The 12,014-nt window shown below is 70.8% G+C and carries 12 protein-coding genes; all 12 read left to right on the top strand.

Annotated features, from left to right (window positions below; all coding sequences use genetic code 11):
* Nucleotides 1–210: 210 nt before the first annotated feature.
* The 12 genes from NF681_07125 to ureG all read left to right on the top strand — a co-directional run bounded on the left by NF681_07125 (nt 211) and on the right by ureG (nt 12,013).
* A complete protein-coding gene (locus tag NF681_07125) occupies nt 211–555 on the top strand; it encodes a hypothetical protein (GenBank protein ID UST54954.1) in 345 nt (114 codons plus the stop codon).
* Nucleotides 556–670: 115 nt separating this feature from the next.
* Nucleotides 671–2,041 carry a TolC family protein gene (locus NF681_07120; protein ID UST54953.1) on the top strand — a complete coding sequence of 457 codons (1,371 nt, stop codon included), beginning with the start codon at nt 671–673 and terminating at the stop codon, nt 2,039–2,041.
* Nucleotides 2,042–2,052: 11 nt separating this feature from the next.
* The gene (locus NF681_07115) at nt 2,053–3,207 is read left to right on the top strand and encodes an efflux RND transporter periplasmic adaptor subunit (protein ID UST54952.1); all 1,155 of its coding nucleotides are present in this window, start codon (nt 2,053–2,055) and stop codon (nt 3,205–3,207) included.
* Nucleotides 3,208–3,213: 6 nt separating this feature from the next.
* Nucleotides 3,214–6,303 carry a CusA/CzcA family heavy metal efflux RND transporter gene (locus NF681_07110; protein ID UST54951.1) on the top strand — a complete coding sequence of 1,030 codons (3,090 nt, stop codon included), beginning with the start codon at nt 3,214–3,216 and terminating at the stop codon, nt 6,301–6,303.
* Nucleotides 6,304–6,318: 15 nt separating this feature from the next.
* Nucleotides 6,319–6,651 (top strand): P-II family nitrogen regulator, encoded by a 333-nt coding sequence (locus tag NF681_07105; GenBank protein UST54950.1) that lies wholly within the window; start codon nt 6,319–6,321, stop codon nt 6,649–6,651.
* A gap of 137 nt (nt 6,652–6,788) precedes the next feature.
* Entirely contained in the window at nt 6,789–7,091 is a 303-nt protein-coding gene (locus tag NF681_07100; protein UST54949.1) for an urease subunit gamma, read from the top strand.
* 100 nt (nt 7,092–7,191) lie between these two features.
* A complete protein-coding gene (locus NF681_07095; GenBank protein UST55694.1) occupies nt 7,192–7,803 on the top strand; it encodes a HupE/UreJ family protein in 612 nt (203 codons plus the stop codon).
* A gap of 21 nt (nt 7,804–7,824) precedes the next feature.
* Nucleotides 7,825–8,130 carry an urease subunit beta gene (locus NF681_07090; protein UST54948.1) on the top strand — a complete coding sequence of 102 codons (306 nt, stop codon included), beginning with the start codon at nt 7,825–7,827 and terminating at the stop codon, nt 8,128–8,130.
* A 2-nt stretch (nt 8,131–8,132) separates the two neighbouring features.
* Nucleotides 8,133–9,851 carry an urease subunit alpha gene (gene ureC / locus NF681_07085; protein UST54947.1) on the top strand — a complete coding sequence of 573 codons (1,719 nt, stop codon included), beginning with the start codon at nt 8,133–8,135 and terminating at the stop codon, nt 9,849–9,851.
* Nucleotides 9,852–9,860: 9 nt separating this feature from the next.
* Nucleotides 9,861–10,517 (top strand): urease accessory protein UreE, encoded by a 657-nt coding sequence (gene ureE / locus NF681_07080; GenBank protein UST54946.1) that lies wholly within the window; start codon nt 9,861–9,863, stop codon nt 10,515–10,517.
* The gene (locus tag NF681_07075; GenBank protein ID UST54945.1) at nt 10,459–11,295 is read left to right on the top strand and encodes an urease accessory protein UreF; all 837 of its coding nucleotides are present in this window, start codon (nt 10,459–10,461) and stop codon (nt 11,293–11,295) included. Before ureE ends, NF681_07075 begins: the two co-directional genes overlap by 59 nt.
* A gap of 67 nt (nt 11,296–11,362) precedes the next feature.
* Nucleotides 11,363–12,013 carry an urease accessory protein UreG gene (ureG, locus tag NF681_07070; GenBank protein UST54944.1) on the top strand — a complete coding sequence of 217 codons (651 nt, stop codon included), beginning with the start codon at nt 11,363–11,365 and terminating at the stop codon, nt 12,011–12,013.
* Nucleotide 12,014 lies beyond the last annotated feature (1 nt).

Raw genomic sequence — 12,014 nt, 5'->3', positions numbered from 1 at the left:
CGGTGACGTCCGGGGTCTCGCGGGGCGGGGAAGGACGATGGTTCGGCACGGCTGCGCCGGCTGCACCATCCATGCCAGCCGACGCCAGCGCCCTGTCGCGGCCGGAGGCACGGCGCGAATCTCCTGCCCTCCTACAAGGACGTGTTCACGCGGTTCAAGGGTTTACCCTTTTCGCTCGTGCACAATCTTTCGCCTATGCGCTCGGTGTTCGTGGCTCTTCTGCTCCTGATGGTGACGTCCCTGTCGATGGGTCTGGTCGCCACGAAGCCGTGCACGTCCCTCACCGATCCGCAGCGTCTGACGGCCAAGGCGACGGTGCTGGTGCACGACGTGGTCGACGCCGCCGAGGAATTCTGGGACGACATCGCCAGCGCGCCGGTGTGCAGTGCGCTGACCGACGCCGCGTTCTCGCTGGACGATCACGGCGAGACGATCCCGACGGTCTCCAGACTCGCCCTCGCGCCCCTGCCGCGACCGGCGCGTCCGATCTTGATGGCCACCGGCGCCGTGCCCGAGCGGCACGAGCGCCTGCTGCGCCCGCCCCGACCCGCCTGACCCGCGCGCGACGCCGGGCCTGCCCGGCGTTCCACCCGTCGTTCCGCGCCGGCCGTGGCCGGCACCCCTTTCCGTTCCCTTCCTCGATCACTGCCCCCAGAAGGCAGCGTCAACCATGCACCTTCCACTGAACAAGGCCGCGCGTCGTGCGCTGACGGCCGCCCTCATCACGACCGGCGCCGCGCTGTGTCCCGCGTTGGCGCAGACGCCGGCCGGCCAGCGCGCGCCCGCGCCCACGGGCGACTCCCGCTCCCCGTCCCTCGCGACCGGCGAGGTCGCGCCGACCCGCGTCGGCGGCCAGCTGGCGCCGGTGTTCGGCCTGGACGAGCTGGTCCAGACCATCCTGACCCACAACCCGGCGCTGCTGTCGGCCGAGCAGGCCCGCGTGACCGCCGCGGCCGCCGTGGTCTCCGCCGGCGCGATCCCCAACCCGCGGCTCGAATACGGCACCGGGCGCCAGCGCGCCAGCCTGCCGACGTCGGTCAACGGCAACACCAGCACGTGGGGCATCTCGCAACTGATCGAGAACCCGGTGCTGCGTCGCGCCCGCGTCGAGGCGGCCCGCTTCGCCGTGCAGGGCACCGGGGCGTCGGCCGCGGCGGTGCGCAACGCGCTGGTCGGCGAGATCCGGCTGCGCGCCTACGAATACCTGCTGCGCCAGGCCGAGGCCGCGGCCGCGGCCGATTCGCTGGCGCTGCTCGAGCAGGTGCAGACGCGCGTCAACGCCCGCGTCTCCAGCGGCGAGGCGCCGCGCTACGAGCTCATCAAGGCCGAGGCCGAGATCATCAACGCGCGCCAGGTGCGCGATACCTCCGCGCTCATGGTCGAGCAGTCGCTGTTCACCCTCAACCGCCTCGCCGCCGGCCACCTGCCCGTGCGCTGGACCCTCAACGAGACCCTGGCGGGCGTACCGCCGCTGCCGCCGCGCGACCTGCTGGTGGAGGACGCGATGTCGCGCAATCCCGACCTGCTGGCCCTGCGCGCGGAGATCGACCGCTCGCAGGCGCTGGTCACCGGCGCGCGGGCCAACCGCTGGCCCGGCCTGGAAGTGCGCTACGACCAGGGGCGCGATCCCGAGGTGCGCACCGGCCGCGTCAGCGTGGGCGTGCAGATCCCGCTGTTCGACCAGCGCGCCGGCCCGATCGCCGAGGCGTCCTCCGAGCTGGTGCGCGCGCGCGGCCGCTACGAGGGCCTGCAGCTCGAGCTGCGCCAGCAGATCCTGCAGGCCGCCCAGCTGCAGGACATCGCCGCCCTGAAGGTGCAGGCGCTGAGCACCGGCGCGGTGCGCGACGCCGAGGCCGCCGTGCGCGTGGCCGAGGCCGCCTACCGCTATGGCGAACGCGGCATCCTGGACGTGCTGGACGCCCAGCGCGTCCTGCGCACCGTGCGCTCCGACCTGCTGGCCGCGCGCTTCCAGGTGCAGGCCGCGCGCATCGACCTCGACATCCTCGCCGGCCGTTTCGCCGGCACCCCCCTGCAGCCCTGAAGGCGGACCCCATGCCCCACTCACGCAAACTCTTCCCCGGCGCCGTCCTCCTGGCGTCCCTCCTGTTCCTGCAGGGCTGCGGCAAGTCCGCCGAGCCCGAAGCGGCCCCGGCGCCGCCGGCCGACCCGATGGTGGTCACCGTCAAGCCGGAGATGGCGCCCAACTTCGAGGTCCGCCCGCTGGCCATGGCCGAGATCGCGACGACCCAGACCGTGCCCGGCCGCGTGGCGGCCAACGAACGGCTGGTCACGCGCATCGGCGCGTCGGTCAGCGGCCGCATCATCGACGTGCTGGTCGAGGTCGGCGACACCGTGCGCCAGGGCCAGGTGCTGGCCCACGTCACGAGTCCCGAACTCACCACCGCCCAGCTCGCCGTGATGCGCGCGAGTTCCAACCTGCGCCTGGCCGCGAGTGCCGTCGAGCGCGCGCGCCAACTGATCCAGGCCGACGTCATCGGCTCGGCCGAAGTCCAGCGCCGCGAGGCCGAACTCGCCATCGCGCAGGCCGAACTGCGCGCGGCGACCGACCAGTTGCGCCTGATGGGCATCTCCGGCGACGCGCTGCAGAAGCTCCAGCGCCAGGGCACGATCGCCTCGGCCGCCGCCATCGTCGCCACGCAGAGCGGCGTGGTGCTCGAGCGCACGCTCAGCCAGGGCCAGGTGGCCCAGCCCGGCGACGCCCTCTTCACGGTGGCCGACCTGCGCAACGTCTGGGTCGTGGGCGCCCTGCCCGAGCAGGCCGCGCGCACCGTCGAGGCCGGCCAGTCGGTCGAGATCGAGGTGCCGGCGCTGGGCAACGACCTCATCGCCGGCAAGATCGTCCAGGTCGGCGACACCGTGGCGGCCGACACCCGCACCGTGGCGATCCGCACGCAGGTCGACAACCCGCACCGCGCGCTCAAGCCGCAGATGCTCGCGACCATGCGCATCACCGGCAAGACCCAGCGCGTGCTGGCCGTGCCCGAGGCCGCCGTGGTGCGCGACAACGACCGCGACCACATCTACACCCGCACCGCCGAGAACGTCTACCGGCTGGTGCCGGTGGAACTGGGCACGCCGAGCGACGGCATGCGCCCGGTCCTCAAGGGCATCGCCGAAGGCACGCCCTTCGTGTCCGGCGGCGCTTTCCATCTGAACAACGAGCGCAAGCGCTCCGAACTGGAGTAAGCGCCGATGATCGCTTCCCTGATACGGGCCACCCTCACCCAGCGGCTCGTGGTGATCGTGCTCGCGCTGGTGATGTGCGGCTTCGGCCTGCGCGCCGCGCTCAACCTGTCGGTCGACGCCTTCCCGGACGTGACCAACGTGCAGGTCCAGGTCGCCACCGAGGCCCCGGGCCGCTCGCCCGAGGAGATCGAGCGCTTCGTCACCGTGCCGCTGGAGATCGCCGTGACCGGATTGCCGGGACTGGTGGAGATGCGCTCGCTCAACAAGAGCGGGCTGTCGATCATCACGCTGGTGTTCACCGACGAGACCGACGTCTATTTCGCGCGCCAGCTCGTGACCGAGCGGCTCATCGAGGTCACGCCGCGCATGCCCGCGGGCATCGTGCCGGTGATGGGCCCGGTCTCCACCGGCCTGGGCGAGGTCTACCAGTACACGCTCGACCACCCCGACGACGGCCAGCGCGCCCTCACGCCCGAGGAGCTGGCCGAGCGCCGCACGGTGCAGGACTGGGTGGTGCGCCCGATGCTGCGCTCGATCCCCGGCGTGGCCGAGATCAACTCGCAGGGCGGCTACGTGCGCCAGTACCAGGCGCTGGTCGATCCGGGTCGGCTGCGCCACTACGGGCTGTCGGTGCAGCAGGTGGTGCAGTCCATCGCGCAGAACAACGCCAACGCCAGCGGCGGCGTGCTGCCCCTGGCCACCGAGCAGTACCTGATCCAGGGCGTGGGCATCATCCGCACGCTCGACGACATCGGCAACATCGTGCTGAAGGAGCAGGCCGGCGTGCCGGTGTTCGTGCGCGACGTGGCCGAGGTGCAGATCGGCAGCGAGGTGCGCCAGGGCGCCATCATCAAGGGCGGCTACACCGAGGCGGTCTCGGGCATCGTGCTGATGATGCGCGGGGGCAACGCCAAGGAGGTGGTCGGCCGCGTGAAGGAACGGGTCGCGGAGATCAACGCCCAGGGCCAGTTGCCCGGCGGCCTGCAGATCACGCCCTTCTACGACCGCACCGAGCTGGTCGACGCCGCGCTGTGGACCGTGGCCAAGGTGCTGCTGGAGGGCATCGCGCTGGTGGTGGTGGTGCTGTTCATCTTCCTGGGCGACGTGCGCTCCAGCCTGATCGTGGTGGCCACGCTGATCATCACGCCGCTGACGACCTTCATCGTCATGAACCGCTACGGCATCTCGGCCAACCTGATGTCGCTCGGGGGGCTGGCGATCGCCATCGGCCTGATGGTGGACGCCACGGTGGTGGTGGTGGAGAACGTCTACCACCGCCTGGGCCACGCCGAGCCGGGCAAGGGTTCGCGCATCCGCACCATCCTGCAGGCCACCACCGAGGTGGCCACGCCCACCATCTTCGGCATCCTGATCATCATCCTGGTGTTCCTGCCGCTGATGACGCTGGAGGGCCAGGAGGGCAAGATGTTCGGTCCGCTGGCCATGACCATCGCCATCTCGCTGTTCGTCTCGCTGGTGGTGTCGCTGCTGCTGTCGCCGGTGCTGTGCTCGTTCTTCCTCAAGGGCGGCACGGGCGAGGACACGCGCGTCATCGCCTTCATGAAGCGCCACTACCTCAACCTGCTGGACACCGCCACGCGCCGCAACCGCATGACGCTGGCCGTCGCGGTGGGCCTGCTGCTGATGTCGATGTCGCTGTTCCCGCTGCTGGGCAAGTCCTTCATGCCGACGATGCGCGAGGGCGCCCTCACCCCGCAGATCAACCGCGTCCCGAGCATCTCGCTGGACGAGTCGATCCGCATGGAGATGGCCGCGATGAAGAGCATCGCCGAGGTCAAGGGCGTCCGCTCGGTGGTCTCCAAGCTGGGTCGCGGCGAATCGCCGGCCGACCCCGCCGGACCCAACGAGTCCGACCCGATCGTGCTGCTCGAGCCGGACAGCGGCCGCTCGCAGGACGAGATCGACGAGGAGATCCGCCAGCGCCTGTCCAGCATCCCGGGCGTGCAGATCGTGCTGTCGCAGCCGATCTCCGAGCGGGTCGACGAGATGGTCACGGGCGTGCGCTCGCAGGTCGCGATCAAGGTCTTCGGCGACGACCTGACCCAGCTCAAGGACATCTCCGAAGGCGTGGCGCGCGTGCTCAAGGACGTCGCGGGCAGCCGCGACATCCGCATCGAGCGGCTGTCGGGGCAGCAGGCGCTGATGGTGGAGATCGACCGCGCGGTCATCGCGCGCTACGGCATCAACGTGTCGGACGTGCAGGACGTCATCGAGACGGCCATCGGCGGCAAGGAAGTCACCACCCTGTACGAGGGCGAGCGGCGCTTCTCGGTGGCGGTGCGCTTCCCCGAGGACGAGCGCGCCACGCCGGAGGCCATCGGCAACACGCTGCTGACGGCCGCCGGCGGCGCGCAGGTGACGCTGTCGACGGTGGCCAAGATCCGGCTGCTCGACGGCCCGGCTCAGATCAGCCGCGAGGCCGGCAAGCGCCGCGTCGTGGTGGGCGCCAACGTCGAGGGCCGCGACCTGGCCGGCTTCGTCCAGGAGGTCCAGGGCCGCATCGCCAAGGAAGTGAACGTGCCCCCGGGCTACACCTTCGTCTACGGCGGCCAGTTCGAGAACATGGAGCGCGCCATGAGCACGCTGGCGGTGATCGTGCCGCTGACCATCGCGGCCATCTTCTTCCTGCTGTTCATGCTGTTCAACTCGGTGCGCCTGGCCGGGCTGATCATCCTGGTGCTGCCCTTCGCCTCGATCGGCGGGCTGGTGGCGCTGTTCGTGACGCGGGAGTACCTCAGCGTGCCGGCCTCGGTCGGCTTCATCGCGCTGTGGGGCATCGCGGTGCTCAACGGCGTGGTGCTGGTCAGCGCCATCCGGCGCCTGCGCGAGGACGGGCTGGACGTGGCCGAGGCGGTCCGCGAAGGCTGCGTGCAACGCTTCCGCCCGGTGATGATGACCGCCACCGTGGCGCTGCTGGGCCTGGTGCCGTTCCTGTTCGCGACCGGACCGGGCTCGGAGGTCCAGCGTCCGCTGGCCATCGTGGTGATCGGCGGACTGATCTCGTCGACGCTGCTCACGCTCGTCGTGCTGCCCACCCTCTACCGCTGGTTCGACGAAAAACCCGTCGAAGCCTGATCCAAGGAGAAAACCATGAAAGAAATCCGAGCCATCGTGCGCCCGAGCCGGGTGGAGCGGCTGCGCGTCGCGCTGCGCGCCATCCCCAACTTCCCCGGCGTGACGCTGCTCAAGGCCGAGGGCTTCACCGCCCCGGCCGCCATCCATGCGCGTTCGGTGCGCGAGGAGCTGACCGACTTCTCCGGCAAGGTGATGGTCTGCCTGCTGGCCGACGACGCCATGGTGCCGACGATCCGCAAGGCCATCGTCGAGGCCTGCAGCACCGGCCAGATCGGCGACGGTCTGGTGTGGGTGGTGGAGATCGAGGAGATCCACCGCATCCGAGACGGCGGCGCCTACGAGGCCTGAGCGGGCCGGGCGCCGGCGGGCGTCGTGCGGGGTCGGCGGCGCGGCGACCCGACCTTCCGGCGTGGCCGGCACGACTGTTGCATCGGTGCGGGCCTGCCCATAATGGCTGTCCTTCCCAGCCACCCGCTGCCGATCCCATGGAACTCACCCCCCGCGAAAAAGACAAGCTGCTGATCTTCACGGCGGCGCTGCTGGCCGAGCGCCGGCGCGCCCGCGGCCTGAAGCTCAACTACCCCGAGGCCGTGGCGCTGATCTCCGCGGCCGTCATGGAAGGCGCGCGCGACGGCAAGAGCGTCGCCGCGCTCATGAGCGAGGGCCGCGCCGTCCTCACGCGCGATGACGTCATGGACGGCATCGCCGAGATGATTCCCGACATCCAGGTCGAGGCCACCTTCCCCGACGGCACCAAGCTGGTCACCGTGCACCAGCCGATCGTCTGAGCGGGGAGCCGGCGCCGTCCGCCTCTTCTCCTCTTCGCCGCTCCGTCTGCCCGTTTCCTTCCAACCACCTTCCCTTCGAGTGGAGTTCCCCATGCGCCGGATCCGTTCCTCCTTCGCCATCGTCCTGCCGGTCCTGGCCTTCGCGCCGCTGGCGGCGCTCGCGCACGTCGGCGCCGACGCGGCGGCGCACGCGCACGTCGGCTTCGCGCAGGGCCTGGCGCATCCGTTCACCGGCCTGGACCACCTCGCCGCGATGGTGGTGGTCGGTCTGTGGAGCGCATCGGCGGCGCGCGGCGGGCGCGATGCGCTGTGGGCGCCGCTGGGCTTCGCGTCCATGCTGCTGGCCGGCGCCCTGGCCGGCCTGGCGGGACTGCGCGTCCCGGCGGTCGAACCCATGATCGCGGCCTCCCTGCTGGTGATCGGCCTGCTGGCGGCCACGCGGCTGCGCCTGCCCGGACCGGTGGCGGCGGGGCTGGTCGGGCTGTTCGCGGCGTTCCACGGCGCGGCGCACGGCATCGAGCTCGCCGGTGACGGTAACGGCGGCGGCGGCGCCGTGCCGGCGCTCGTCGGCATGGTGATGGCCACCGCGCTGCTGCACGCCGCCGGCGTCGGCCTCGGCTGGACGCTGCGCCATCGCGACGCCTGGCTCCCGCGCGCCATCGGCGCCGTGGTGGCGCTCGCCGGCGTCGTGCTGCTGGGCCAGCTCGCCTGAGGCGCAACCCCAAGGACCGACATGATTCCCGGCGAACTCCTCACCGACGACGGCGACCATCCCCTCAACCCCGGCCGGCGGACCCTGACGATGGTCGTGCAGAACACCTCCGACCGCCCCATCCAGGTCGGTTCCCACTACCACTTCGCCGAGACCAACGGCGCGCTCGGCTTCGACCGCGCCGCCGCGCGCGGCATGCGTCTGAACATCGCCTCCGGCACGGCCGTGCGCTTCGAGCCCGGCCAGCAGCGCACGGTCGAGCTGTGCGACTTCGCCGGCGACCGCATCGTCCACGGCTTTCGCGGCCTCGTTCAAGGAAGGCTCTAGACATGGCAACGATCGGACGGCGTGCCTACGCCGAAATCTTCGGCCCCACCGTGGGCGACCGGGTGCGGCTGGCGGACACCGACCTGGTGATCGAGGTCGAGGCCGACCACACGCTGCGCGCCGGCGGCTACGGCGAGGAAGTGAAGTTCGGCGGCGGCAAGACCATCCGCGACGGCATGGCGCAGTCGCAGCGCACCCGCGCCGAAGGCGCCGTCGACACGGTCATGACCAACGCGCTGATCCTCGACCACTGGGGCATCGTCAAGGCCGACATCGGCCTGAAGGGCGGGCGCATCGTGGCCATCGGCAAGGCCGGCAACCCCGACGTGCAGCCGGGCGTGGACATCGTCATCGGTCCGGGCACCGAGGTCATCAGCTGCGAGGGCCACATCGTCACGGCCGGCGGCATCGACAGCCACATCCACTTCATCTGCCCGCAGCAGATCGAGGAGGCGCTCGCCTCGGGCGTCACCACCATGCTCGGCGGCGGCACCGGCCCGGCGACCGGCACCTTCGCCACCACCTCGACGCCCGGCCCCTGGCACATCGAGCGCATGCTGCAGGCGGCCGACGCCTTCCCGATGAACCTGGGCTTCCTCGGCAAGGGCAACGCCAGCCTGCCGGCGGCGCTGCACGAGCAGATCGACGCCGGCGTCATCGGCCTGAAGCTGCACGAGGACTGGGGCACCACGCCCGCGGCGATCAGCAACTGCCTGGACGTGGCCGACGCGACCGACACGCAGGTGGCGATCCACTCCGACACGCTCAACGAGTCGGGCTTCGTGGAGAACACCATCGCGGCCGTGAAGGGGCGCGGCATCTGCGCCTTCCACACCGAGGGCGCGGGCGGCGGCCATGCGCCGGACATCCTGCGCGTGGTGGGCGAGGACAACTTCCTGCCCTCGTCGACCAACCCGACCATGCCCTACACCGTGAACACGCTCGACGAACACGTCGACATGCTCATGGTCTGCCACCACCTGGACGCCGGCATCGCCGAGGACCTGGCCTTCGCCGAGTCGCGCATCCGCAAGGAGACCATCGCGGCCGAGGACATCCTGCACGACCTGGGCGCCATCAGCATGTTCAGCTCCGACTCGCAGGCCATGGGCCGCGTCGGCGAAGTCGTCATGCGCTGCTGGCAGACCGCGCACAAGATGAAGGTCCAGCGCGGCAAGCTGCCCGGGGACACCGAGCGCCACGACAACTTCCGTGCCCGGCGCTATGTCGCCAAGTACACGATCAATCCGGCCATCGCGCACGGCATCGCGCACGAGGTCGGCAGCATCGAGGTCGGCAAGTGGGCCGACCTGGTGGTCTGGAAGCCGGCCTTCTTCGGCGTCAAGCCCTTCACGATCATCAAGGGCGGCACCATCGCGATGGCCGCCATGGGTGACCCCAACGCCTCGATCCCGACGCCGCAACCGGTGCACTACCGGGCGATGTTCGGTGCCTTCGGCGGTTCGCTGCACCGCAGCTCGCTCACCTTCGTCTCGCAGGCCGGTCTGGCCGCCGGCATCGGCGAGCGCTACGGCCTGCGCAAGACGCTGAGCGCGGTGACGGGCATCCGGGGCGTGCGCAAGCAGCACATGGTCCACAACGCCTACACGCCGAGGATGGAGATCGACGCCCAGACCTACGCCGTGCGCGCCGACGGCCATCTGCTCACCTGCGAGCCCGCGACCTCGTTGCCGATGACGCAGCGGTACTTCCTGTTCTGACCCCCTTACATGCTCAACGCCAACAAACTCATGCCCCGGGGCGGCGGTCTCGCCGCCGTGCTGCTCAAGCGCGCCTCGACGGTCGAACTCGACTGGGACGTGCGCCAGAAGAGCCGCTTCGACGCCACCGACTCGCAGGGCCGCCGCATCGGCGTGTTCCTGCCGCGCGGCACCGCCGTGCGCGGCGGCGACGTGCTGGTGGTGGAGGACGGCTCGCTCGTCAAGGTGATCGCCGCGCCGCAGCCGGTGCTGGTCGTCACGCACTGCGCGCAGCACGGCACGCCGTTCGACCTGACGCGCGCGGCCTACCACCTGGGCAACCGTCATGTGCCGATCGAGCTGACGCCCACGCACCTGAAGATCGAGCCGGACCACGTGCTCGCCGACATGCTGCGCGCGATGCACCTGATCGTGCGCGCCGCCGACGAACCCTTCGAGCCGGAGAACGGCGCCTATGGCGCGCATGGCGCGGGCGGGCACGGCCATTCGCGCGGTGGTCACGATCATGGTCACTCGCACGCGCCCGCGACCGGACGGGCACCGGTCGGTCCCGTGCTGCATGCCGATGCCTACGGCGGCACCCCGCACGGCCACGACGATCACGGACATGACCATGACGGCCATGGTCACGATCACGACAAGTGCGAGCACGGCCATTCGCATTGAGTCGATGATCGATCCGCGCATCGAACGCCCTCGCGACGCCCGCAGCGTCGCCGGCGCTGGGGCCGGCGCCGAGACCGCCCTCCCTGGCACGCCGCCGGCCGCCCTTTCCGCCGCCGGCCTGCTCCAGCTGATCTGGCTCGCTTCCCCGGCGCTGCCCATCGGCGGCTTCTCGTACTCCGAAGGCCTGGAGGCCGGCGTCGAGTGGGCCGGACTCGCTTCGGAGGTTCGGGCCTCCGACTGGATCGCCGACCAGCTGCACCTGGGCCTCGCGCGGGGCGACCTGCCGGTGTTGGCCCAAGCCATCGTCGCCTGGCGCACGGGCGACGCGGCGCGCGTGCGCGGGCTCAACGACTGGGTGCTGCAGACACGCGAGTCGGCCGAATTCCTGCTGCAGACCGAACAGATGGGCCGCTCCTTCGTCGAATGGCTGAAGCTGCGCCACGACGATGTGGCGGAGGCCTTCGGCGATCTCGCCGCGCGCATCACCTATCCCGTGGCGTTCGCCTTCGCCGTCAGCCGCACGCAGGCGGGCGTGCGCGACGGCTGCCTGGCCTTCGCCTTCGGCTGGGCGGAGAACATGACCGGCGCGGCCGTCAAATCCGTGCCGCTCGGCCAGAGCGCCGGCCAGCGCATCCTCGGCCGGCTGGCGCTGGAGATTCCCGGCGCGGTCGACCGCGCGCTCGAACTTCCCGACGCCGAGCGCCAGGCCTTCGCGCCGATGCTGGCGGTGCTGTCGGCGCGCCACGAGACACAATATTCCCGGCTGTTCCGCAGTTGACGACCGCTGGCGTCGCGAACGCAGCCCCCCCTCCCCCACCGACTCCCAGGAAGCGACGCACGAGACCATGGCCTCCGCCCTCCATCACATCCCCCATCGCACCAAGCACCTGCCACCCCTGCGCGTGGGCATCGGCGGGCCGGTCGGCTCCGGCAAGACCACCCTGCTGGAGATGCTGTGCAAGGCGATGCGCGAGCGCTACGACCTGATCGCCATCACCAACGACATCTACACCAAGGAGGACCAGCGCCTTCTGACCGTCTCGGGCGCGCTGCCGGCCGAGCGCATCATGGGCGTGGAGACCGGCGGCTGCCCTCACACCGCCATCCGCGAGGACGCCTCCATCAACCTCGAGGCCATCGACCGCATGCTCGGCGAGTTTCCCGATGCCGACATCGTGTTCATCGAGAGCGGCGGCGACAACCTCGCGGCCACCTTCAGCCCCGAGCTGAGCGACCTCACGATCTACGTCATCGACGTCGCTGCCGGCGAGAAGATCCCGCGCAAGGGCGGCCCCGGCATCACCAAGAGCGACCTGTTCGTCATCAACAAGACCGACCTCGCCCCCCACGTGGGGGCCAACCTGGACGTGATGGAAGCCGACACGCGGCGCATGCGCAAGCAGCGCCCCTATGTCATGACCAACCTCAAGACCCTCACCGGCCTGGCCGAGGTCGTCTCGTTCATCGAGAAACGCGGCCTGCTGGTCGACGCCTGAG

The sequence above is a fragment of the Comamonadaceae bacterium OTU4NAUVB1 genome, assembly GCA_024372625.1.
GTDB lineage: Bacteria > Pseudomonadota > Gammaproteobacteria > Burkholderiales > Burkholderiaceae_C > Variovorax.
This window is presented reverse-complemented; position numbering and strand designations above follow the sequence as displayed.